The sequence below is a fragment of the Streptomyces monticola genome (assembly GCF_042665355.1).
In the GTDB taxonomy this organism is placed as follows: domain Bacteria; phylum Actinomycetota; class Actinomycetes; order Streptomycetales; family Streptomycetaceae; genus Streptomyces; species Streptomyces monticola.
In genome coordinates, this window is record NZ_JBHTCF010000030.1 from 26,358 (window position 1) to 50,136 (window position 23,779).

At 70.1% G+C, this 23,779-nt stretch carries 18 protein-coding genes and 1 pseudogene; 15 read left to right on the plus strand and 4 right to left on the minus strand.

What is annotated here, in order from left to right:
• Positions 1-69: 69 nt before the first annotated feature.
• The 4 genes from ACFQVC_RS39175 (at position 70) to ACFQVC_RS39190 (ending at position 5,505) form a co-directional block, all read left to right on the plus strand.
• Positions 70-1,410 carry an NAD(P)/FAD-dependent oxidoreductase gene (locus ACFQVC_RS39175; RefSeq protein ID WP_381840327.1) on the plus strand — a complete coding sequence of 447 codons (1,341 nt, stop codon included), beginning with the start codon at positions 70-72 and terminating at the stop codon, positions 1,408-1,410.
• 16 nt (positions 1,411-1,426) lie between these two features.
• A complete protein-coding gene (locus ACFQVC_RS39180) occupies positions 1,427-2,800 on the plus strand; it encodes a cytochrome P450 (protein WP_381840330.1) in 1,374 nt (457 codons plus the stop codon).
• 73 nt (positions 2,801-2,873) lie between these two features.
• A complete protein-coding gene (locus ACFQVC_RS39185) occupies positions 2,874-3,818 on the plus strand; it encodes a diacylglycerol/lipid kinase family protein (RefSeq protein ID WP_381840333.1) in 945 nt (314 codons plus the stop codon).
• A gap of 151 nt (positions 3,819-3,969) precedes the next feature.
• Positions 3,970-5,505 (plus strand): MmgE/PrpD family protein, encoded by a 1,536-nt coding sequence (locus ACFQVC_RS39190; RefSeq protein ID WP_381840336.1) that lies wholly within the window; start codon positions 3,970-3,972, stop codon positions 5,503-5,505.
• Positions 5,506-5,571: 66 nt separating this feature from the next.
• Here the strand turns inward: ACFQVC_RS39190 and ACFQVC_RS39195 are convergent, their stop codons facing one another.
• Both ACFQVC_RS39195 and ACFQVC_RS39200 read right to left on the minus strand, forming a co-directional pair.
• Entirely contained in the window at positions 5,572-7,050 is a 1,479-nt protein-coding gene (locus ACFQVC_RS39195) for a LuxR C-terminal-related transcriptional regulator (protein ID WP_381840339.1), read from the minus strand.
• A gap of 413 nt (positions 7,051-7,463) precedes the next feature.
• Positions 7,464-8,918 carry an MFS transporter gene (locus ACFQVC_RS39200; protein WP_381840342.1) on the minus strand — a complete coding sequence of 485 codons (1,455 nt, stop codon included), beginning with the start codon at positions 8,916-8,918 and terminating at the stop codon, positions 7,464-7,466.
• Between the two features lie 358 nt (positions 8,919-9,276).
• On the opposite strand from ACFQVC_RS39200, the gene ACFQVC_RS39205 reads away from it, so the two are divergent.
• The 10 genes and pseudogenes from ACFQVC_RS39205 (at position 9,277) to ACFQVC_RS39250 (ending at position 19,462) form a co-directional block, all read left to right on the plus strand.
• Positions 9,277-10,515, plus strand: a complete 1,239-nt coding sequence (locus tag ACFQVC_RS39205; RefSeq protein ID WP_381840345.1) for a cytochrome P450 — start codon at positions 9,277-9,279, stop codon at positions 10,513-10,515.
• A 190-nt stretch (positions 10,516-10,705) separates the two neighbouring features.
• Positions 10,706-11,095 carry a hypothetical protein gene (locus tag ACFQVC_RS39210; protein WP_381840348.1) on the plus strand — a complete coding sequence of 130 codons (390 nt, stop codon included), beginning with the start codon at positions 10,706-10,708 and terminating at the stop codon, positions 11,093-11,095.
• 21 nt (positions 11,096-11,116) lie between these two features.
• A pseudogene (locus ACFQVC_RS39215) lies at positions 11,117-11,422 on the plus strand (outer membrane protein assembly factor BamB family protein); the annotation flags it as partial.
• A gap of 111 nt (positions 11,423-11,533) precedes the next feature.
• Entirely contained in the window at positions 11,534-11,950 is a 417-nt protein-coding gene (locus tag ACFQVC_RS39220; protein WP_381840441.1) for an outer membrane protein assembly factor BamB family protein, read from the plus strand.
• Between the two features lie 352 nt (positions 11,951-12,302).
• Positions 12,303-14,072 (plus strand): MmyB family transcriptional regulator, encoded by a 1,770-nt coding sequence (locus tag ACFQVC_RS39225; RefSeq protein ID WP_381840351.1) that lies wholly within the window; start codon positions 12,303-12,305, stop codon positions 14,070-14,072.
• A 279-nt stretch (positions 14,073-14,351) separates the two neighbouring features.
• Positions 14,352-15,416 (plus strand): ATP-grasp domain-containing protein, encoded by a 1,065-nt coding sequence (locus ACFQVC_RS39230; RefSeq protein WP_381840354.1) that lies wholly within the window; start codon positions 14,352-14,354, stop codon positions 15,414-15,416.
• Positions 15,417-15,501: 85 nt separating this feature from the next.
• On the plus strand, positions 15,502-16,863 hold the full coding sequence (locus tag ACFQVC_RS39235; RefSeq protein ID WP_381840357.1) for a hypothetical protein: 1,362 nt from the start codon (positions 15,502-15,504) through the stop codon (positions 16,861-16,863).
• A 181-nt stretch (positions 16,864-17,044) separates the two neighbouring features.
• A complete protein-coding gene (locus ACFQVC_RS39240) occupies positions 17,045-17,323 on the plus strand; it encodes a helix-turn-helix domain-containing protein (protein ID WP_381840360.1) in 279 nt (92 codons plus the stop codon).
• Complete coding sequence (locus ACFQVC_RS39245) at positions 17,320-18,900, plus strand: helix-turn-helix domain-containing protein (protein ID WP_381840363.1); 1,581 nt, start codon at positions 17,320-17,322, stop codon at positions 18,898-18,900. Before ACFQVC_RS39240 ends, ACFQVC_RS39245 begins: the two co-directional genes overlap by 4 nt.
• Positions 18,893-19,462 (plus strand): transcriptional regulator, encoded by a 570-nt coding sequence (locus tag ACFQVC_RS39250; RefSeq protein ID WP_381840365.1) that lies wholly within the window; start codon positions 18,893-18,895, stop codon positions 19,460-19,462. Before ACFQVC_RS39245 ends, ACFQVC_RS39250 begins: the two co-directional genes overlap by 8 nt.
• A 1-nt stretch (position 19,463) precedes the next feature.
• On the opposite strand, the gene ACFQVC_RS39255 is transcribed toward ACFQVC_RS39250, so the two are convergent.
• Positions 19,464-20,423, minus strand: a complete 960-nt coding sequence (locus tag ACFQVC_RS39255) for a TetR/AcrR family transcriptional regulator C-terminal domain-containing protein (protein WP_381840368.1) — start codon at positions 20,421-20,423, stop codon at positions 19,464-19,466.
• 129 nt (positions 20,424-20,552) lie between these two features.
• Between ACFQVC_RS39255 and ACFQVC_RS39260 the strand changes: the two genes are divergently transcribed.
• Complete coding sequence (locus tag ACFQVC_RS39260; RefSeq protein WP_381840371.1) at positions 20,553-21,704, plus strand: FAD-dependent monooxygenase; 1,152 nt, start codon at positions 20,553-20,555, stop codon at positions 21,702-21,704.
• Between the two features lie 90 nt (positions 21,705-21,794).
• On the opposite strand, the gene ACFQVC_RS39265 is transcribed toward ACFQVC_RS39260, so the two are convergent.
• The gene (locus ACFQVC_RS39265; protein WP_381840374.1) at positions 21,795-23,582 is read right to left on the minus strand and encodes an acyl-CoA dehydrogenase family protein; all 1,788 of its coding nucleotides are present in this window, start codon (positions 23,580-23,582) and stop codon (positions 21,795-21,797) included.
• Positions 23,583-23,779: the final 197 nt, after the last annotated feature.

A 23,779-nucleotide genomic window follows, 5' to 3' on the forward strand; every position in this document is an offset into this window, starting at 1 on the left:
GCCCCTCATCAACCTGTACGTCCAGGGCTGTCGGCTGCCCGGCTTCTCCGGAGCCCTGCGAGGCAGACGATGACCGGACACGGAACCCCCTGGGCCGCCACCGGCCACGAATCAAGCCGCCCCCGCCTTCGCGGACGACGCCGCTGCGACGTCGCGGTGATCGGCGCCGGTCTGACGGGTCTGTCCACGGCGGTCGAACTCCTCACCCTCGACCCGGGACGCGATGTCGTCGTACTCGAAGCAGATCACGTGGCGGCCGGTGCGAGCGGCCGCGGCACAGGACTGCTCGGCCCCCGCATCGGGCCCGCCCTGACCGTCGCGCGCAAGCGGTACGGCGACACCGTCGCACGCGCGGCCCACCTGTGGTCGCACGCCGCCGTGCGGCACGTCCTCGACCTGGTCGAAGAACACCGCATCGCCTGCGATCTGACCCCCGGCAGCCAGCTGATCGTCGCCCCCGACGAGCAGGCCGCCACCGCACATCACCAGGAACACGAAGCTGCCCAAAGCCTCGGCCTGCCCGTGGAGTTCGTCCCACGACAGGAGCTGCCGCAGCACGCGGATCACTACCACAGCGGCCTGCGCCACGGCCCCGCCGCGACCCTGGACCCGGCAGCTCTGACCGAACAGCTGGCCGGGGCCGGCGAGCGGCTCGGCCTGACCATCCACGAACGCAGCCCGGTACGCCGCATCACACCAGGACTGCTCCCCACCGTGGTCACCGACGACGGCGAACTGACCGCCGATCACGTGGTCATCGCCGTCAACGCCTTCGGTACGTCGCTGGCGGCGGCGCCGCGAGGCGTGCTCGGCGTCCGGGTCCAGGCGGCCGTCACGGAAAAACTGCGGCAGCCGCAACTGGACGCCCTCCACGGCCTGCGGACCGAACCCCTCATCGGACACGGCGAGTTGACACCGTACTTCCGGCTCACCCCCGACGACCGCCTGGTCATCGGCGGCGGAGCCATCGAACGCGGCTCGTACGGCGCCGCCGCACCCGCCCCCGGCAGGCTCCGCGCCGCAGCGCGCGCCCTGTCACCCGCCCTCGCCGACATCGAGCTCGACTCGGCATGGGCGGGCCCCATCGGCGTGACCAGGGACGGCCTGCCCACCGTCGGCCACCACCCCGCCGCGCCCTGGGTGCACCACGCCGGCGGCTGCAACGGCCACGGGCTCGCGGTCACCGTGTACAGCGGCGCCCTGCTCGCACGCCGGATCGCCGACCCCGACGCCCGCCCGCCCGCACTGCCGTGGCTGCGGAAGAACGCCCCCTGGCTGCCGCGGGGAGCGCTCACGAACCACGCGCTCGACCGCTACCTGGCCCATCTCACAGCCGCTTCGGCCAGGCAGCCGTACCGGCCGCACCGGCACCCCGGCCAGACGACGGCCGGGCGGACCGGCAGCGCATGACGGACGGAGACACCCCATGAAGAGCGCCCTGAAGAGCACCGCGACCGCCTGCGGCCGGCTGCTGACAACGGCTTCGATCAGCAACCCCAAGGTCGAAGGAGCCCTGGACCGCATGCCGCCGGGCCCCTCGGACCCGGTGGCCTTGCAGACGCTCCGCTTCCGGCGCAGCAGGCAGCACTATCTGACAGAGATGCACGAACGGCACGGAGACATGGTCACCCTGCGGGTCGTACCCAACGGCCCGTTCGTGCTCCTTCGCGACCCCGAGCACATCCGTGAGGTCTTCCGCGGCGCACCGGATGTCTTCCACGCGGGCGCGGGCAACTCGCTGCTCGTGCCGATCGTCGGCCGGCACTCGGTCCTCACGCTCGACGCGCCCGAGCACCGCCCGGCCCGCAAGCGGATGATGCCCCCGTTCCACCACGAGCGCATCGCCAAGCTGACCGAGTCGATGCTGCGGATGGCACAGGAAGAAGCGCGCAGCTGGCCGGTCGGCAAGCCCATCCGGCTCCTTGAGCGGACCTACGCGCTCACCCTCGACATCATGGTGCAGGTGGTCTTCGGCGTCGACGAACAGGAGCGCGCCGCCGAACTCAGCTCCGCCCTGCGGAAGGTGGCCGACTTCGGCCTCACCGACATCCTGGTCTGGATGCGCCCCGGTCTCGGCAGGTACTGGCCCTGGCGCAACGTCGTCCGCAACCTCGAGCACGCCGACGAACTGATCTACGCGGAGATCGCGCGGCGCCGGGTCTGCCCCCGCCGCTTCGAGCGCTGCGACGTCCTGACCATGCTCCTCGAGGGCGAGCCCGACGACGAGGTGGTGCGCGACGAGGTCATGACGCTGCTCGTCGCCGGCCACGAGACCACCGCCGTCGCCCTGGCCTGGCTCTTCGAGCGGCTGCTTCGCCACCCGCAGGCCCTCGCCCGGGTGCGCGAGGGCCTCGACGATCCCAAGGACCCCTACAGGGCCGCGGTGTTCAAGGAGGCGCTGCGGGTCCGGCCGGTCATCCACAACGTGGCGCGGCGGCTCACCGAGCCGATCGAGCTCGGCGGATATCTGCTGCCCGCCGGGGTGTCGGTGCTCCCGTCGATCGGAGCGGTCCAGTCCGACCCGCGGCTGTGGGGCGCCGACGCCCGGGAATTCCGCCCCGAGCGATGGCTGGAGGGCACCCCGCCGCAGAACGCGTGGATCCCCTTCGGCGGCGGTGCGCGCAGGTGCCTGGGGGCGACGTTCGCGCAGACCGAGGTGGAGACCGTCCTGGCGGGCGTGCTGAGCGCCGTGGATCTCAAGGCCGTCGGAGACGGGGACGAGGGCAGCGCCATGAACCACATCACCATGATCCCGAAACGCGGTGCCCGCGCCGGCGTCGTACGCCGACACCGTCCCTGATCCGAACGGACCTGATCCGACGGGACCTGATCCGACGGGACCTGATCCGACGGAATCCAACGAGAGGTATGTCATGGAGCAACGCCTGCGCCTCGCAGCGATCGTCAACCCGGCGGCGGGCAGTGACGGCGACAGCCTGGTCGACGCGCTCGCCTCGCACGCCACGGCCGACGTGAGCGTCCTTCGCACCACGGGCCCGGGAGACGCCGCCGACCTCGGGTACAAGCTGGCCGCCGAGGCCACACCGCCGGACGTCGTCGTCTCGGTGGGCGGCGACGGCACGGCTTTCGAAGTCGCCTCCGGCCTGCGACGGGCGCATGAATCGGGGGCGGGCCCGGTGCCACCTCTGCTGGTCGCACCGGGCGGCACCGGCAACTCCGTCTACCGCGGGCTGTGGAACGACGCGCCGTGGGAGGACGTGGTGCGCGAGGTCACCGGCGGGCGAGCCAGGACAAGAGCCCTTGACCTGGCCAGGATCGAACAGAACGACCAGCTCGTGGTCCTGGGATCCGGCAGCGGGCTGTTCGCACAGACACTGCTCAAGGCCGCCGAACTACCGGGCCGGGGCCGGGAGTTGCTGATGGACGCGGCGCTCGCGGCGATGGCGGAACACGAGCCGTACCTCGGACGCGTAAGCGTGGACGGCAGGGTGATCCACGAGGGCGGGATCGTCGAGACCATCATGGGCGGGTTCCGCTACCGCGGCGGCCTGCTCAACCTCGTGCCCCTGTCGGTCCTCGACGACGGGCTGCTCGACATCACGGTCGTGACCTCGCTCGCGGACATGAACGCCTTCGCCGAGGCGGCGCTCGGCGGCAACGTCTACGACGTGCCCGGGATCCGCCAGGGCCGAGGACGGCACCTGACCGTCGAACGGCTCGACGGGCAGCCGCTGCTCTTCGAGCACGACGGTGAAGTCATGCCGCGGACGACTCCCGTCTGCGACCTCCATGTCCTGCCCGGCGCGCTGAACGTTCTCACTCCGTCCGAAGCGCCCGCCTGGTTCCGGGAGCGGTGAGCCATGGCTCGGCCACCCGGATCGGCCGGGGGAGTGCCCCTGCTCCGGCACGTGAGCAGCTGTCAGATCGTCGGGGAACGATCCGCCGCACTCGCCGCACTCGCCGCGTGGGCCTGAACGCCCCGCCCCGATCTCTCCTGAAGGGACCTTGATGCCGACCAGCTCCACCGACGCGACATCCACGGACCCGGCGCCCCCGGCCGCGTACCAGGCGTCACTGACCGCGCGCCTCGCCGACTGGGCACGCCAAGTGACCTACGCGGGCATACCGGAACACACCCTGGAAGCGGCGCGCAGCCAGATCATCTCCAACCTCGCGGCGGTGCGCGCGTCGATGAGCCACCCTGTGGGGCGCTCGGTCATCGCCGCTTTCGGGCCGCCGCTCCAGGACGATCCGAGCCGGTCCGCCTACGTCCTGGCGGCGCTCGCGACCGTCCTCGACTTCGACGAGGTCGCCTACTCGGGCCATGTCTCGGCGGGATCCGTCAACGTCGCGGTCGCGGAGGCCCTGAGCGGCCGTCTGGACGGCAAGGCCCTGCTCGCCGCCGTGGTCACCGCCAATGAATGCGCGGCACGGATCACCGCGGCGACCATCCTCAGCCCGTTCTTCCGCGGCCAGACCAACACCCACTGCCATCTGGCCAGTGCCGCGGTGGCCCGGCTGCACGCCCGCGGCGCCCCGCCGGAGGAATGGACGGCCGCGCTCGGCCTGGCCCTCGGCATCCTCGCCGTCCCGCTCCACCACGGCGTGGTGACAAGCGATGTGAAGGCGTTCAGTGCTGCCGCCCCGGTCCGCCTCGCCCTGGACTCCTGCGACGCGGCGGAACACGGCCTGGCAGGACCGCCCATGGTGCTGGAGCACGAGGAGGGGCTGCTGGCCCAGCTTTCGGCCGTCCCGGTCCCGGAGACGGTGCTCAGCCGGCTCGGGCAGCGCTGGCACACGGACACACTGACGTACAAGCGCTTCCCCGGCAGCGCCTATCTGCACGCGGCCTTCGACTGCGCCGAATCGCTCCACCGCCGGCTCGGCGCGGTCGACCCCGACAGGGTCCGCCGCATCGTCGTCGACGGCTCGCTGCTGACGTGGCAGATGCAGCGGAAAGTCGCCCCGGCCCTCAAGGGCACCGGAACATCGGTGTCCGCCGCGACCCTGTCGGTCGGCTACGGCATCGCGGCCCTGCTGATGACCGGTTCCTTCGGGGCGGCGGATCTGCTGCCCGAAGCCCTGGGCGACAAAGCCCGCTGGACCTTGGCCGACAAGGTCACCGTCGAACACGACATGGCACTCACGGTCCGGATGGCACAGGCGACATCCCCCCTGGGGGAAGCCCTGCGCGAGGCGGGCGAACGCGCCCTGGAATGGCCGGAGTTGAAGCGCTGGACCGGTGCGGACGCGCCCGCCCTTCTCGCCTCACTCGGCGCTTCGGAAGAGACGTTCGAGAAGGCGACCATGGCCATTGGCGCGCGGGTCCGCCTTGAGATGTCGGACGGTTCGGCCGTCACTGAGGAATGCGAGGCCTTCACCGGCTCGGCGGGAGCGCGGACGCGCCGCAGTCACCGTTCCCTCGTGCGGCGGAAGTTCCTCGCGACGGGCGGTGGAGAAGAGGCGCTGTCCGGGCTCGAACTGCTCGACCGCCTCGATTCCGAGGAAACAGCGAGGGTGCTGCGAAAGGCGGTTGAGGCCTGACCGCGACCCACCGGGCCTGCCCGGCCGAAGGCAGCCGATCGCGCGGCACCGGCGGCGGCCGGGCGCTCAAGCGGATTCGACGGAGTCGAACTGAGCCAGGTGCGGACTGAGCATGACGCGTGTCGTGATGGAGAGCTTTCGAAAGACGTTGCGCAGGTGAAAGCTGACCGTGTGGGGCGACAGTTCAAGGGTGTTGGCGATCTGCTGATTGGTCAGGCCCCGTCCCGCGTGGCGCGCGATCTGGATCTCGCGCGGGGTCAGGGACGCCACCCGGCTCCGCGTGACGTCGGCCGACGGCGCGGCGGTGGGAGGCGCGAAAGGTGTCCGCGCGTGCGCCCCGGGCGGAACGGGGTCGGATGCCGATGTCTCGCGCAGCAGGGGGACGGCACCGTCCAGCGGGGTGAGCACCCCGGGACTGCCACCCGACAGCGCCACACGGGCGTGGTCGGCCGCGGACTCGAGCACCGGGACACCCGGGTTGTTCCGGGCCAGACGTTCCAGGGCCTGCAGAAGCCGCCGGGCGAGTGCCATGTCTCCGGCACGGCGGGCGAGGGCGACCAGCCAGGCAGCCCGGGCCGGGTCCTCGACGAAGCACCCCGATTCGCTGGCGAGGAGCCGCCAGGTCGCGTGGATCTGTTCGACGGCCGGGCCGGGACCCTCCTGCGCCGCGATGATCGCGATCTCGGCCACGGCGGCCCGTGCCGTGGAGTCCGGATAGGCGTAGCGCCGGATGTGGCTGTGGTATTCGCCCAGGGCCTTGGCCGCGCTCTCCTGATCCCCTTGGCCGAGGTACGCCATGGCGGAGACTGAAAGAGCGAGCTTCACGCTCACGGCCGAGGACTGCTGCACGCTGATGCCGAGTGCCTCTTCGGACTTCTCGATCGCCGCGCCGAACCTCCCTTCCTGAAGGTCGAGCACGGCCAGCAGCGCGGGCGGTATGGAGCTGAACCCGAAAAGCCCGGAGCCGGTGATGATGGTGCGCACATCGCTGATGACACGGAGGGCCGGTTGCGATACTCCGATATCCAAGAGCTTCTTCGCGAGCAGCAGATGTGCGTAGAGCCGCCACATGGGTATGACGCCATCGGACTTCTTGGCCGCGGTTTGGCTCAGCCAAAGCCCTCGGGTGAGATCACCGACATGCCAGGCCTCATTCGCCTCCAGACACAGGGCGACCACCTCGAGTGAGTCGATGTCGTCGCCTTCGCCGCGGGCCCGCACCCATTGCTCGATGCTCTCGCCGAGCATGGCGCCGACAAACATGCGGAAAGCGAGGACATCACGGTGGGCCGGCGTCGAGTCGTCCAGTTCTTGCAGTGCGTCATTCACAAAGTTGAGCGCGTCATGAATGTTGCCCCTGATGAAGCAGATCCTCGCTCGGTCGAGCCTGGTCCGGGCAGGCTCGTGCATGGCGTCCGGGCAATGCGCGCCAATGAGATAAAGAACCTCACCCATGGAAGCGGGATCGGGAGAGTCGAGGGCGGTGTTGCGCTCGCCCGTTGACGGATCACTTGTCCCGACAACATAAGGCGACTTCGAGCTCATCCCGTAATTGCCGACCCTTACCCCGTTCATTTACTCCCCCAGAGACCAGGTAGCCCATCCAGAGCCTGGCAATGCTAAATCTCTGCGAGTTCACAGGCCATCCTCGCCGGTGATTTGCTTGTTACTTTGGGGAGTGGCCCGCTCACTGGCCAAGCCCCCGTCGGTCAAGTGGTATGCCACAAATGACCGCAAGCGTCCTGGAGGCTGAAACGGTGGCCTCCGTAACCATTTTGCCCAATAAAACGGACGCGTCGGGGTGCTTGACCGGGCGGCGATCCCCTCGCACAGCCGAGGCGACAGTGAGGGCGCCAACCAGGGCGACAGCGAGGGACGCAGCGCCGCCGGGGGAATGGCTCGGCGCTGCGTCCCTGGGCTTCACGGACCGCACGTCGCGGCTGCCGTGTCCCTCGCGTTCAGCCTTGGGCCTTCGGCCGCTTCGGCAGGAGGTAGACGGCGATGCCCGCGATGACGGCGAAGACCAGCACACCGAAGGACGCGACGGCGAAGGCGTCGCCGCCGGCGGTGACACGGCCGACCTGCTCGGGGTGGTAGGCGGAGAAGTAGAGCGCTCCGATGATGGCGACGCCGATCGCTCCGCCGACCTGCTGGGCCGTGGACAGGACCCCTGAGGCGACACCGGCCGACTCGGGCCGGACGCGGCTCAGCACCGTGTTGAGCGCCTGCGGGATGACGAGGCCGCCGCCGATGCCCTGGAGGATGAGGGAGGGGATGAGGAGCAGCGGGGTGATCCGCGGTCCGGTTACCAGCAGGAGGCCGCTCGACAGGTAGCCGACCGCCATCAGGATCACGCCGGCTTCGAGGACGCGCCGTCCGTACTTGGGGATGAGACGGCCTGCCGCCAGGCTGAATACGAAGAACGCCGTGGCCTGCGGTGACTGGACCAGGCCTGCGCCGAGCGCCGAGAGGTGCAGGGACTCCTGCATCGTGACCGACAGGGCCAGGTTGTAGGAGTAGACCAGCGCGTACGCGGCGATGACGAGGACGAGCCCGAGCGAGAAGGAGCGCTGGCCGAACAGTGTCAGCGGCACCAGCGGGTCGCCGTCGCGCCGTTCCAGGCCGCGCTCGACCTTGGCGAAGACGCCGAACATGATCGCGCTCCCCGCGAAGCTGGGCCACACCCACCACGGCCATCCCGCTTCCTGCCCCTGGATCAGCGGGAGCACCAGGAGGAAGAGGGCCGCGCTGAGTACCAGGACTCCGGACATGTCCAGCTTGCGGAGGGCGGGCGTGTCCGTCTTCGGCACGTGTCGCATGGCGAGCAGGAACAGGGCGATCCCGATCGGCGCGTTCACCCAGAACACCATGCGCCAGCCGGAGCCGAACAGGTCGGCGCCGATCAGCAGGCCGCCGATGAGCTGTCCTCCGATGGTGGCCATGCCCAGGACGATGCCGATCGCGCCGAACACGCTGTGCCGCTTGGCTGCCGGGACCAGGATCGTGACGTACGCGAACACCTGAGGCACCATCAGCGCGGCGCCGAAGCCCTGGATGACGCGCGAGGCGATGAGAATGCCCACGTTCGGCGAGAGCGCGCAGGCGACGGACGCGAGGGTGAAGAGCGCGATCCCGATGAGGAAGATCTGTTTGCGGCCGTACAGGTCGGCCAGGCGGCTGGCTGTGATGATGAAGACCGCGTAACTCAGCTGGTAACCCGCCAGGATCCACTGCGTGTTGCTGGGGGAGGCGTTCAGGTCCGTCACGATCGCGGGGTTGGCGACCACGACGATGAAGGAGTCGAGGACGGCCATGAACATCGCAGCCATGACGACCGCCATCGTCGCCTTGGGAATGGCGCCGGCCTTCTCGGTCACCACCGTCCGGATCTCTGTCTGCTGACTACTTGCCACGTCGGGAGACCTCTTCACTCGTAGGGTCCGGTACTGCTTGCGTCCAGGAAGCCGGGCCGGCCTGTTCCGCCTTGCCGCGCCCTCCAGCCGCGTCCCCACCACCCCGGCGAAGACGGGACTTGCCGCCCGCCATGTGAGCGTACGGTCGACCGTACGGTGTCTCAAGTGCCCCTTGCGACAATGGGAAGTTGCTGCCGCGAACCCCCCTTCGCCCCGCCGCCGCGCGCCCTCGCGCTCCCTGTCATTCGGCGACTTCGGGTTTCAGAGCCGCGTCAGGCCCCCTTGCGAGCATGGGCGCGCCTCAACTGCGCGGACCAGGGAGAGCCCAAGCCCCCCGACCTGAAATGGAATTGCTGCCATGGACATTGCCACCGGCCAGTCGGTGACCACCGCCGACCGGGAGTCGATCATCACCGAGGTGCTCGATGGGATCTACACCGAATCCGGCCGCGCCAACCCCTATCCGCTCTACGACAAGTTGCGCGCCCTTGGCCCGGTCGTCACGGCGCCGAACGGCACGGTCCTCATCAGCGGTTACGCCGAGCAGTTGGCATTCATGAAGGACCACCGGCTCAAGAAGCACCCCGGGCGCAGGCTCGCCGCCACGGGCTGGCCGGACTGGAAGGACCGCCCGTCGCTGAGGCTGATGTTCGACAGCATGATGTTCCTCAACCCGCCGGAGCACACCCGCCTGCGGAGGCTGGTCCAGGCAACCTTCACCCCCGGCCGAGTGAAGGGCATGCGATCAGTGGTCGAGCAGATCACCGCGGACATGCTGGACGCCCTCCCCAGAGGCACGGTGAACTGGGTCGAGGGTTTCGCCCTCCCGATGCCGATCGCCGTCGTCGGAGCACTGCTCGGCGTGCCCCCCGCCGACTGGCCCCTGTTCCAGTCCCTGGCCGCGAACTGGACGCTGGTCCTCGACGACGTCAGTCCGGAGACCGTCGAACGGGCCGACCCGTCGGCGGTCGAGATGGAGGAGTGCATCGCCCGTCTCGCCCATGACCGCGCCAAAAAGCCGCAGGACGACCTGATTTCGGCGATGGTGGCCGCTCAGGGCGACGACAAGCTCACTCGCCGGGAACTGGTCACCATGGCGGCCCTGCTGCTCGTGGCCGGCTTCGAGACCACCAGCGGCCTGCTCTCCAAAGGGCTCGCGGCCCTGCTCAAGCACCCCGAACAGGCAGACCGCCTGCGCACCGAGCCGGAACTCGCCGGCCCGGCGATCGAAGAACTGGTGCGCTACGACGCACCCGTCCAGTTCGTCGCGAACCGGACCGCCGAGGAGGACCTGGAGGTGGCGGGGATCAAACTCGCCCCGGGACAACCGGCCTGGGCCCTCATAGGCGCCGGCAACCGCGACCCCAAGGTCTTCACCCGCCCCGACGAACTGATCCTCGACCGCCAGGAGGCGGCCCCGTTGTCCTACGGCGGCGGCATCCATTACTGCATCGGCGCGGCCCTCGCCCGCCTCGAAGCCCAGGTCGCCCTCCCCGCCGTACTCCGAAAGTTCCCCGACATCCAACTGGCCGGTCCGCCCACCCCCCGATCCAGCCACCTCATCAGCGGCTTCGTCAGCCTCCCGGTCACGGTGTAGGCCGCCTCGTCCCGCCCGGACCAGGCGGCATGGCAGGGGCCGCTGATGTGAATGAACCGTGCGGGGATATGAGGTTTCGGTGTGTACCTCCGGTGCCGGAAGTGGTAGGACAAGGCGTCCAACTCGCGCTCGCAGCAGGGGAGTTGGTTCCGTCTGTGCGCGGCCTGGCTTGGTGGTGGGGGAGGGGCCGATGAAGAGGTCGAGTAACCGCGCGCGATGGACGGCCGCTGTCGCGGCAGGTGCGGCCTTGGGTCTGATGACCGCGGGCACCGGCCCGCAGGCGGCGCCCAGCCAGGGGCGGCTGGCGACCGCGAGCGAGGTGGCCGACGTGACGCTCGGCTATCGGGCCAACTCCCGCCTGGACAGCGCGGTTTCGTCGGCGACCGCCGTGCCGCCGTTCAAGAAGCTCTGGTCCCGGGACCTGGGGTCCGCGGTGTCCGCACCGGTGGCTGTCGGCGACCGTGTGTTCGCCGTCGTCAACGCCGACCAGGGGGAGGAAGGCGGCCCCCGCATGGAACTGGTGGGACTGAACGCCGCCACCGGCACAAGGCTGTGGCCGCAGAAGTTCCTCACCCAGTAACCGAACGCGACACTCGCCTACGGCGGTGGGCTGCTCTACACGCAGACCCACGGCGGTCAGGTGAGCGCCTGGGACCCGGCGACCGGCGCGCAGAAGTGGTCCGTCCCGCTCGGCCCGGCCCGGACCCAGTACCCGCCGACCTGGTACGGCGGAATCCTCTACACGCACACCGGCAGAGGCGAAGCCGTCGCTCTGAGCGCCGCCGACGGACAGCGCCTGTGGAGCACGCCGCTCGAGAACGACGCGTGGGCGCCCGTCGCCGTCGATGACATCGACGTATGGATCGGCTTCGACAACCTCGCCTCCTATCTCCTCGACCGTACGACGGGCCGCGTGCTGCGCCACTATGAGGATCCCGACCGGTGGGGGTCCGGGGACAACCCGGCCGTCCTCGGTGACGGCGCGCTGTGGCTGCGCAACGGCGGTGCCGACGAGACGGTGATCGCCTACGACCAGAAGACCGGCGCCAGACTGCGCTCGCTCCCGGCCGACGCGACACCCGCCTTCGGTCCGGGCCGCGCCTACGTCGCCTTCCGCGGCGTCGTCAAAGCCCTGAACACCGCCACGTACCAGCCGGTGTGGAGCTATCGCAGCCCGGTCGGGGCCGCGACCGTACGCCTCATCGCCAAGGGGTACGTCTACATTCAGGACGCCGGCGGTGAGTTGGTCGTCCTCGACAAGCGCAGCGGCCGCAAAATGTGGTCCCACCGGCTGTGGCCCGCGCCGCCCCCGGACTCGAACATCATCGCCGAAGAGGACTGGAGCGGCTGGACCGTTCCGGGTATCGCCACGGCTCGCGGACGCCTGTTCACCCCGGCCGACGGCGGCCTGCTGATCGGTTTCGGCAAGGCCTGACCCGTACCCGTATCTCACCCGTACCCGTACCCGTACCGGTACCGGCAAAAGGATCTGGCCACTTCCCGGCCGGCCGTGACCAGGGCCCGAGATCATCGCCGTACGGGAAGGCAACGCCGCCCCTTGAGGGCCGTGCTCGTATCAACACCGTTCGCGCAGGCACTGCGTCACCTTTCCCTCAGCTCCTCTGCGGCCGGCCCACCAACGGCACTATCGAGCCAGCTCGCCGCCGCCACGTGGACGCGCAGCCGAACAGACATCGATCATGACTCGTCACGGTCGGCCCTCGACGGGTACTCGACAAGAACTCGACGGGTATGAGCACGGTCTTGAGCTGGTGAGGGGGACGGTGTTGCGCACAGGCAGCCGCAATGCCCTGGGCAAGGAGATCCTGGACGAGGCGCAGCGGGCGCTCGGACTCAACCAGGAGCAGGTCGCGAAGATTCTCGGTACGTCCGAGCGGAGTCTGCGCAGCTGGATCAACAGCGTCTCCACGCTCAGCGTCACCCGGGTGAAAGAGCTCGCGGACGTCTACCAGTTGAGCCAGGACAACCGCACCAACCTCTACCAGCTGGCCGGCCTCCTTCCGCGTACGCTGCCCGCCGGCGACGTGTCCGCGACGCAACTGGTCGCCTATCAGCAGCTCGTCGACGGCTTCGAGCATCCCACCGTGATGTTCAGCATCGCCTGGGACGTCGTGGTGACGAACGACGCCTACCGGGATCTGTTCGGGTACGCCCGGCACCACCCCACCGATTCCCCGCTTCTCAACACCCTCCGCTTCGTGCTCTTCCACCCCGACGCACCCAAGCTTCTCGGGCACGACAACGACACCTTCGTCGAGGACTGGGTCATGCCGAGCGTCGCGAACTTCGCCGCGATGCTGTGGAAGCGCCCCGATGACGCTCGTCTGCTGAGCATCGAGAACGAGATCAAGCGCCGCCCCGCCATCCACAAGGCGTACCGGAAAGCCCCCAACTGGCTGGCGAGAACCGGCGATATGCATGTACGCCCCAGCCTGCGGGCGATCGTCGACCCCCGGTCGGGGGAGGCCACGCAGGTCCGGGTCATGACGCTCACCGATCCGGGCTGGCAGGGTCAGGAACTGCAGCTGGCGAGCTTCGTCCTCAGTCCGTCGTCGAGCCGCTCCGCCACCGGTCAGCGCGCGCTCTTTCCCATGGACGCGCTGGTCCAGGCGCAACCGCCCGTCCCGACGAGCGACCCACAGGCCGCGGCTGAGAAAGCGCCGCAGGCACCTCCGCCGGTCAGCCCGGTCCTGCCGGTCAGCCCGGTGCTGGGGGAGGTGCCCGGCGACGAGCAGAAGGACGAGCTGTGGGAGCTTCTTGAGGCATGGCGACGGATGCGCGGCCTCAGGCAGCTCGACGTCGCCGAGGCCGCGGGGATGCGGAGCGTCCAGGCCTACCGCTACCGGATGCAGCGCCCCACCCAGCTGAGCCGCAAGCTGGTCAGCCGCCTCGCGAACGTCCTCGGCATGTCCGAGAGCGACCGTTCACGCCTGTACCGCTACGCAGGACATGTGCCGGCCGCGAGGACCGCGCGCGAGCTGCGGGAGACCCCGGCCATGCAGCTCTACCAGCGGATTCTGGACGACATCACATACCCCTCGCACGTGTACGACGCCAGCTGGGACGTGATCACGTCGAACGCGGCGTACCGGAGCCTGTTCGGTGCCGTCGCCGACCGCGGCCCCGACTCGCCGCTGCGCAACGGACTGCGCTTCATCCTGTTCCACTCCCAGGCCCCTCAGATGCTGGGCGGGGGAGACCTGGACGCCTTCCACGACTCCTGGCTGCTGCCGGCCCTGGCGAACTTCCGCGGGGTGCTGCTTGCTTCGCCGGAGGAGCCGGAACTGCTCAACCTGGAACAGGAGATCCTGTCGCGGCCGCATCTGCGGGACGTCTACAAGGTGGCGCCGCGGTGGCTGGAGGAGCAGGGCGACATCCATGTCAACGAAGGGCCGCGCGTACTGCTCGACCCCCGCAGCGGTCAGTTGACGTACGTGCATCTCGTCACCGAGACCCACCCCGGATACGAGGGCGACGCGGGGTGGACGCATGTGACCTTCGTGCCGGCGCACGACGTCGGTGACGGGACGGCGTGACCCGCAGAGCTGAGTGCCGTGACGTGCAGGTGGTACGCCATAACGCTCATTCGAGACCAAAGGCGCGGCGGAGGAAGGCATCCGGCAACGGGACTTCCGGTTGGTGGCGCTGAGCCCAGGAATGGCGATGATTGTGTTCAGCGGATCACATCTGCCGGGGCCGGACCGGCAGTTGAAGCTGTTCCTGCCGTAATCGGCCGAGCCTGCCTGACGCGAAGCTGTCTGACGCGAGCCTTCCGGGCGGAGTGGGGCCATTCCCACCGCTGAAAGGCACGTCGTATGGAGAGGCCGCATCCGGACGGCGCCCTGGTCCTTCTGGGCGCGGGGCATCGCGCACTGCACGGCTACGCGCTGAAGCAGATCGCCAGTGCTCGGCCGGTGGTCATCTTCGACGAAGTGCTGCGTGGCTGGGCCCGCCCGTATGCGACGCGTTTCGTGCCGGTCAACACCGACGACCGCGCCTTGCTCGCACGGGCGCTCGACGAGCTGGCCCAGGAGACACCCGTGGCCGGGGTGATGTCCTACCTCGCCGAGCACACCGGTGCCGCGGCCCTGCTGGCCCACCGCTCCCACCTGCCGGGTACGTCCATGGCGATGGTGCCGCCCGACGGGAAGTTCGTGCGCAGGGCGCTCGTACTCCAGGGAATTCCGCTGGCACACGAGGAGAACCCGGGGGCGAGGGTCACCGCTGAATGTGCCGTCCTCGGCCCGGGGCAGGTACGCCTGGTCGCCGTGGTCCGCAGGCACACCGCTCCCGGCCCGTGGCCGGACGCGGTCGACTACACCCTGCAGGCCGACGACCAACTCCTCGGCCATCCGCCGCTCCACGACATCGTGCGGCGTACCGTCACAGCGCTCGGCGTCGGCCTGGGCCTCGTGCGGGTCCATCTGACGCTGACCGGTGCGGGCCCACGGGTCACCGGCGCCGAGACCGGCGTGGGCAACAGCCTGCTCCCTCATCTCGTACAGCTGGCCACGGGCGTGACGCTGCCGTCGGCGGCCGCGGCGCTCGCGACCGGAGGCCTGCCCGAGCTCACTCCGCGGCGGTCCCACGCCGCCGGAATCCGTTTCCTGTACTCCGCCGGGAGCGGCATGCTCCGGTCCGCTGCCGTACGTCATCCGCTGACCTCACGCCGCTGGCTGGAGCGCTTCGAGTGGATGCACAACATCGGCGACGAGATCGACTCCGCCCGCCCGGTACATCGTTACGGAGACCCGGTGGGGTACGGCGTCGTCCTCGCGCCGACCGCACAGGAATGCCGGCACCGGCTCCTCCAGGTGGGCGAGCACGTGCACATACAGGTGGGCCGCCGCCGAGCCCTGGCCGGCGCCGCACCTCCCTGAGGCCGCCGCACCCGATCCCCGTCCGCGCCCGATCCCCCTCCGCGTCCGGTCCCCCCTCTGTCCGCTGATCGCCCTGGAGCCCGCCGTGGTCTACGGTCTCGCCGCACCCGCACCCGCACCCGCACCCGCACCCGCACCCGCACCCGCGCCTTCGTCCTCCCCCCTCGGCGCGCTGGCGCTCACCTCCCGCGCCGCCGTTGTCGCGCCCTTCCCGCAGGACGGTTACCCGAGGGCCCTGGTCCGCCGCGGCTGGCAGGGCGTCGCCGTCCAACTGCCGCCCGCCGCCCATCTGTCGTACGACGGAGACGCGGGACGGACACCGGGCTACGCCCACACCGTCAGCCACACCGAGGTCCACGCCACCGCGAAGGAGCTGCGGAACCTGGGAGTGAGTGCCGTGGTCGCGGGCAGCGCACGCGGCGTCGCGGTCGCCGAGCGCCTCGCGGAAGTCCTCCGGCTGCCGGGCAACGACCCCGGCACCACACCGCTGCGGTGCGATCGAGGCGTCCAGGCGGCCGCCCTCGGCGACGCCGGTCTCGCCACCGCCCGTGGCGTGCGTACCAACAGCCTCCCCGTCGCGTTGCGGTGGGCGGCCGCGCATCAGGCCGCGGGGTATCTCGTCCTGCCCGCGGACAACTCCATCGACCTGCCCGGGCCGGTCTGCCGCAGCGCCAAGGACATCGCCCTGGCCTGGAACGCGGTCCAGCGCGAGGCCCGCGGCGGAACGGGGGAGGCCCCGGACGGCATGGGGGAGGAGCCCGCGCTCGTACTCCAGGAGCACATCCCCGGCCGCAACTACCTCGTGAACACCACGTCCCTGACCGACGCCGGACGCGCGGCCGACCACCGCATCAGCAGCACCTGGACAGAGACCCGTACCTCCGGCGGGGTACTCGACCGCCTTGATCTCTGCGCGGGCAACGGCCTGGTGCGCCACTCCTTGTCCCGCGTGGTGCAGCGCGTCCTCGACGTCCTCGATGTCCGTACGGGACCCATGCGGTGCCGCATCGTGATGTCCGCCGACCGCGGACCGGTGGTGGTCTCGGCCCTGGCCGTGGCCCAACACCCCACCGCCGGCCCGGCCGTGCGCACCCTCACCGGCTCCGACGGGACGCCGGCCGGAGCCCCCCGCATCCGGCACCTTTCGCGGGTGTCCCTCATCTCTCCCGGAGCCGGTGTCCTCGACCCCGAGCGGCTGCGCGTCGTGACCACGCTGCCCACCGTGGCCGGAGTCATCGGGCAGCTGCGGCCCGGCCGGCGCGTGCAGCGCACCACCGGCCCGGCCAGCTCGCCGGGCGAACTGGTCCTGGCCGCCGACAGCCGGCGCGCCATCGAGGCGGACTACCGCACCATCCGTGCCATGGAGCGCCAAGGGCTCTACGGGAGCGGCGTTTCCGCCGAGCCGGTCGACCAGGGTCTTGAGGACGGCGACTTCGCCCTGGCATAGCCTGGTCCGTCCGGCGGTCCATGCGGCGGTCCATGCGGCGGTCCATGCGGCGGTCCATGCGGCGGTCCGTCCGGCGGTCCATGCGGCGGTCCATGCGGCGGTCCGTCCGCGCTTGTCCATGCCTGTCCGTCTGCGGGTCCCATGCGGAAACTGCATGGTGCCCGGGTACGATGCCAGCGCCATGGACATTCCGCTCGCCGAAAAGCTGCGCTCTACGGTCACCGCGCTGATGCGCGTCACCGGAGAGACCCAGTCCGATGTCGCCGCCGCCCTCGGCGTCGACCAGACCCAGGTCTCGCGCCGCCAGTCGGGCCGCGCCGCCTGGAGCCTCGACGACTGCGACCGGCTCGCCGCGCACTACGGCATCGGCGTCCTCGATCTGCTGTCCGGGCCCGAGCGTGCCTGCCGCCGCCTTGCCGGTGCCCGGCGCCCCGCACCGGGGAAGGCGGCCACGGCATGAGCGGGTTCGACGCGATCGACGCCCTGCTCGCCGAGGCCGGTGAGAAGGAGCCGCTGCCGTCGGCCGAGGAGCGCCGTACCCTGCGCGAGTCCCTGGGCCTTTCCCGTGCCCAGGTCGCCCGTGCGCTCGGCGTCAATCCCTCGACGGTGGGCGGCTGGGAGAGCGGGCGCGACCCGGCGGGGGAGACCCGGACCAAGTACGCGTACTTCCTTGAGTCGGCGCGTACGAAGCTGGAGCCGCCGCCGTCTCCGGCGGAGCCTGCGGGGGAGCCAGGAGCCGCGCCCGCGCCGGAGCCCGAGTCCGCCGTCGCGCCGCGGCCCTGTGTGCTCTGCGGAGGGCCCGCCACCGATGAGATCGAGGGCTTTCCGCAGCATCTCGACCCGGACGAGTGTGTCGGGGCGCCGGTGCCGCAGCCGCAGTCGCGGTCGTCATCGAAGCAGCAGCCGTCACCGGAGCCCGAGGCCCCGGCCAAGCCCGCCAATCCCACCAAGTCCGCCAGGCCCGCCAAGTCCGCCAGGCCCGTCAAGTCCGCCAAGTCCGTCAAGCCCCAAGAGGACGCCCCGGGGACGGAGTTGATCGCCCGCTCGGTCAAGGAGGCGCTCGCCAAGCACGGCGGGGACATCGAGGCCGCCACCGCCGCGCTGGTGCGCCGGGCCATCCCGGACGCCATGGAACTGCTCGACGAGTGCCGCAGGGGCGGGCGTTACGACATCATCGCCCACCCCTGGATCCCCGACATCCTGCGCAAGGCGAGTGCCAAGGGCAGCGACCAGATCTGGGAGGCCCGCCCCAAGTGGGCGCGCCCGCAGCTGCCGCCGGGCCGCCACGAGGTGACCGCACTCGACATCAACGGCGCCTATCTGTCCGCCCTCAAGACCCATCTGCCGATCGGGCAGCTGGAGCACTCCACGGGCTTCGGGCACGACCGCCGTCGCGCCGGCGTCCACCTGATCACGCCGCCCGACTGGGAGCACGAGGAGTATCTGCCCAACCCGCTCGGCAACCGCGACGAGCCAGGGCCGCTGTGGGTCACCGAGCCCACGCTGCGGCTGCTGCTCAGGCTGTCGGGGCCGAAGTACGGGCTGTGCGAAGCGCCCGAGATCCACGAGTCGTTCACCTCGGGGGCCACCGAGAACCTCCTGGAGAAGTTCCGCAGCGCGCTGCGCGACGCCCGTGAGACGGCGATCGCGGAGGGCGACGAGGTCACCGTCGAGTACGTGAAGGCGATGTACGCCAAGTTCGTCTCCACGATGGGCGAGTCGAACTACAACCGGGAGCTGTACCGCCCCGACTGGATGCATCTGATCCGCTCGCAGGCCTTCGCCAACCTCTGGATGAAGGCGCACCGCGCCCACGAGCAGGGCCTGTCCGTCGTCCGTGTCATGGGCACCGACGAACTCCATGTCACCGGCGACTGGCGGCGGGTCTTCGACGAGGGCCGCGGGGTGTTCGAGGTGAAGGTGAAGGACGTCTACGGTGTCGGCCGCGACCCCGAAGAGACGGATGACACGGCGGAAGAGACGGACGACCTCCTCGCACATGACGTACCCGCACATGAGGTGACCGACGATGCCTGAGTACACGATCGAGTTCGGCAAGTACGGCGCACGCGGCATCAAGGGCAGCGAAGCCGTGGGCCGGCAGCTGGACGCCCTGGCGGGCGGGGTCGCCTCGCCGGTCGACACCAAGCGCGGCATGCTCGCCCGCCTTCGCTACCTCACCCGTTCCCCGCACGCCCGGCAGGCCGCCCGGGACGCCGGCCTGACCGCCACCGACCGCACCGTCAAGGCCTGGCTGGACGGCAAGCGGCGCCCCAACGCCAGGAACCTGGAGCGGATCGAGCGGGCGTACGTCTCGGTCCGCCGCCAGAACGTCGCCCGCTATCTGCTGCGCCGTCTGAACTCCCGCGGCGGCACCCGGGTCGAGCTGCATCCGCTGAACCAGTCGCAGGTGCCGCGCCCGCAGCAGCGCGTCCTGGAGTTCCGCAGCCTCAACATCCGTATCTGGGACCGGATCGTGCGGGCCTGGGCACAGGGCGACGCGGCCGCCCTCGACGACGCGTGGGTGGACCAGATCGTCGACCTCGGCTCCCAGTGGGGGCAGTACGAGTACGTGACGAATGTGGGGTTCGCGGCCTGACTCAGGTGCGCGGTGCGTCAATTGCGCCGATGAGTGCCGCCACACCGTCGAGCAGCCGGGCCAGGCCGAACTCGAAGAGCGAGTGCACGCTGATGCCGACGCCGGGTCCGCGGCGGGCGGCGGCGAAGGCGGGCATCTCCGCGGGCGAGGCCAGCTCCGCGAGGACGTTCTCCTGGGCGTCCAGCCACTCCTGCCCGCGTACGCCGGTGTCCTGGGTGGCCTGCCGTTCGGCCTCGAGATCGGCGGCCGCGCCGCGTACGTATCCGAAGAGTGTGACCGCTGTGTGCAGCCGGGTGTCGTCGTCGAGGCCCAGGCCGTCGAGCGCGTGCAGCATCCACTCGATGTGCCGCATGCCGTGGGGTGCGAGGAGGGGGCGGCTGAGGCTCATCGTGCCGGCCAGCCAGGGGTGTCTGCCGTAGAGCCGCCACTGGGTGGCCGCGGCGAGTTCGAGGCCGGGGCGCCAGTCCCGGGCGGCGCCGGGCAACGGCTCCTCGGCGAACGCCAAGTCGGCCATGAGGGTGATGAGTTGCTCCTTGCCCTGCACGTGCCGGTACAGGGACATCGTCGCGACATCGAGATCTGTGGCGATCCGGCGCATCGTCAGCGCGGTCAGGCCCTCGGTGTCGGCGATGCGTACCGCGGCTCGCACGATGCGTCTGCGGTCCGGATCGTCCGCGGTGGTCGTATCCGGTGTACCCGGCCTCCGTGGTGTACCCGGCGTCCGCGGGCCACGCGCAGGTGCGGACCGGCCCGCCACCACCGTGCCCACCCCGGGGACCGCCCGCACGATGCCCTGATCGCGCAGGGTGGCCAGGGCCCTGGTGGCGGTGGCGAGGGCGACGCCCCGCTCCTGGGCGAGCTTGCGGGCGGAGGGGACGCGGTCGCCGGGGCGGAGCAGGCCGGTGTCGATGCGGCGGCGCAGATCTTCGGCGATCCGGGCGTAGGGGTGGGGCCCAGGCATGGCGGATGTTCCCTTCCGTACTAGTACACCTCGTGCAGAGTACTAGTACGGAGATTGTCAATCGGCAGTGCAGAAAGCCAAGTTGAGGGCATACGACGTACGCATCTCTCGTCCGTACAGGAGGCTGTCATGAACGTCCTCATCTCCGGCGCCAGCGTCGCCGGTCCCGCTCTCGCCCACTGGCTGCGCCGCTGTGGTCACGACGTCACGCTCGTGGAGCGCGCCGGCCGGCTGCGCGACGGCGGCTACGCGGTGGACTTCCGCGGCGAAGCGCTCGACGTACTCGACCGGATGGGCCTCCTCGACGAAGTCCGCGCCCATGACACCGCGATGGGCGACGCGAGCCTGCTGGACGAGGACGGCAGGGCGTACGCGACACTGCCCGCAGTGATCTTCGCGGGGGATCTGGAGATCCTCAAGGGAGATCTGACCCGCATTCTGTACGAGGCCACACGGCACGACGTCGAGTACGTCTTCGGGGACTCCATAGCGAGCCTCGAGCAATATGACAGCGGTGTGCGGGTGACCTTCGAACGGGGGCGGCCGCGCACCTTCGACCTGGTCGTCGGCGCGGACGGGCTGCACTCGCGTACCCGGGAGCTCGCCTTCGGGCCGGCGCAGCGGTATCTGCGCCACCTCGGCATCTACACGGCGGTCTTCAGCCTGGACAACTACCTCGGGCTGCGCAATACGGGGCAGCTCTACAGCGTGCCGGGGCTCGCGGCCAATGTGTTCGCCGCCCGTGGCGGCACCGAGGCGCGGGCTGCGCTGCATTTCGCGTCGGGCCCGCTGGAGTACGACCGGCGTGACACCGCGGAGCAACGGCGCATCGTGGCCGGGCGGTTCGCCGGACAGGGGTGGGAGGTGCCGCGGCTGCTGCGGGAAATGGAGCAGGCGGACGAGTTCCACTTCGACGCCAACGCCCAGGTGGAGATGGGCAGTTGGGCGGAGGGGCGGGTCGTGCTTCTGGGGGACGCGGGCTACTGCGCGGCACCGACGTCTGGCCGTGGCACGTCACAGGCGCTGATCGGTGCGTATGTGCTGGCGCGGGAACTGGCCCTGGCCCCGGGGGACCACAGTGCGGCGTTCGCGGCGTACGAGCGGCGGATGCGCGGCTATGTCAGGGAGCACCAGCGGGCCGGCCGCGAGGGGGCCGAGGTCTTCTTCATGGGCTCGCCGACCCAGGAGGCCATCGACGCGCTGGCGGCGGGGGCCGCGCGGCTGCCGCGGACCGAGGCGGTGCGGCTGCCGGACTTTCCGGGGGCGGCGGTGTGCGGGTGACCGGTGGCTGGGGGGAGCGGCACAGATGCCCCCGGCCACCGGCTCTCATGTCGTGGAGCCTGTGGGGTCAGGCTCCGAAAGCCTGTGGGGTCAGGCTCCGACGGCGTCGTCGGCGACGGAACCGACCAGATCGTTGAAGCGCAGGGAGTAGCCGCTGTTGGCGATGGGGATCGCGGACAGGACTTCCTCCGGCAGGTCGAAGGCGTCGACCAGGGCCATCATGTGCGGGGCCAGGTCGGCGACGGCCTCTTCGATGGTGTCCGACAACTGCCGTACGTGGTCGATGTGCAGCCGGCCTTCGGCGAGCAGATCACCGGTGTGCTCGCCGAGTTCCTTGAGCAGGAACAGCTGTGCCAGCTTGTGGAGCAGGAAGCGCGGCATCGGCCCGACGGCCTCGGCCGCGGCCGCGAGCAGGGCGTCCGCTGCCTGGAGCCGGACGTGGGCGTCGACCATCTTCACCGCGGCCGACGAGGCGGTGTTCCAGCGGCCGACCGGATTGCCCGCCGGCCCCTGCCGCAGCGCGGCCCTGGCCTTGGACTGCCACATGGCCTCGATGTCCGCGAGCAGGCTGCGCAGGTAGTGCACGTCCGCCAGTGACTGCTCGGCGCAGGGGATGTCGTTGGTGAGTCCCGACGTCCGGTGGTTGAACAGCATCTCTGAAGCGGCCTTCAAGTAGATGACGAGGTTGTCGCCTTCGGCGGTGATGGCGCCCTCGATATTCAGCTGGAGGTCCACGAGCCCATTGACCGGGGACAGGCCCTGGGCGCCGCACCGTTCGCGGCATTCGATCGCGATGTCACGGGCCTGCCAGGTGATCCAGCTCTTGGCCATGGCCGCCAGGCGCTCGATTTCGGCCCGGTCGTCCTCGGTGTGCCGGGACCAGCGCGATACCACCGTGCGGTGCAGCAGCGTCATGGCGTAGGCGTTGGCGAGGCCGTAGAGCAGTCGGCCGTGGTGGCTGCGGTGGGCGGCGAGCGGGATTCGCTCACCGGCCTTCGGGCCGCTGATGTACCGATGGTGCGCGTACCGCACCGCGATGGTGAGGGCCGCTCGTGCCATGCCGAGACCGCTGGCGCTCATGCAGAGCTTGCCCACGGTGACGCGGCCGATGGACTGCAGGAAACGCTTGCGGCGATTACCCAGCGTGCTGACGAGCGTGCCGTCGTCGCTCAGCCGTCCGTGTTCGGCTTCGAGCATGGCCTCGCGCGGCAGCCACAGATGGTCGAAGGAGGTGAGGCAGTGATCGACGGTGGGGCCGATCCGGCGGGGCAGCGGGCGTACTCGTACGCGGGGCAGGATGCCCTGCTCGTCGCTCAGTGGCGTCAGGAACAGGAAAACGCCCTGGTCCTCGCCGTCCACGAGGAGGCGTGCGGCGACCACGGCGCTCTTCTGGCCGCCCAGGGTGCTGGTGTTGGGCATGAACTTCTGTGCGCCGGGTGTGGGCGTATGCAGGACGAAGCCACCGCTGGTGCGGTCGAAGACGGCAGTGGTCTGCAGGGACGAGGCGTCGTTGCCGTGCTCGAGTTCGGTGCAGAGAAACGTTCCTGTGCGTCGGAAGTCCCGGAACTCCGAAAGATCGCGGCCGGCTTCGTCGTGGTCGGTCAGGCTGCCCAGAAAGAGGTTGTAGTGGACGCTGGCCAGGGTGCAGAGGCCACCGTCTACGGCACCACTCCATTCATGCAGGCTGGCGAGGCGATACGGATCCCGGCTGAGTTCTTCGGCATCGCCGCAGACGGAGTTGACGAGCCGAAGACGCTCATAAGAGCGCGCGATACGGTCAGTTGAGGTACGCCCTGGCAGATTGTTGAAGTCCTCGCTGGCGATGAGGTTGCGCCAGGTGTCATGGATGCGTGCCTTCTGCTCCTGGTCGAACAGCAATTGCTTGAGTTCGGCAGTGGTGGAATCCGGATCGGTGGTGGAATCCGGATCACCCAGCAGGGGAAGATCACCTGGGAGATCGTTGTGCTGAAGTAGTCCCCCGGCAACTTCCCGCGCATTCTTCTCAAAGGTCAACATGGTGTGGGTAGACCTCTCCCATGGACGAGAGCGAATGAAGGAAGTTCTGGGCCACAAAG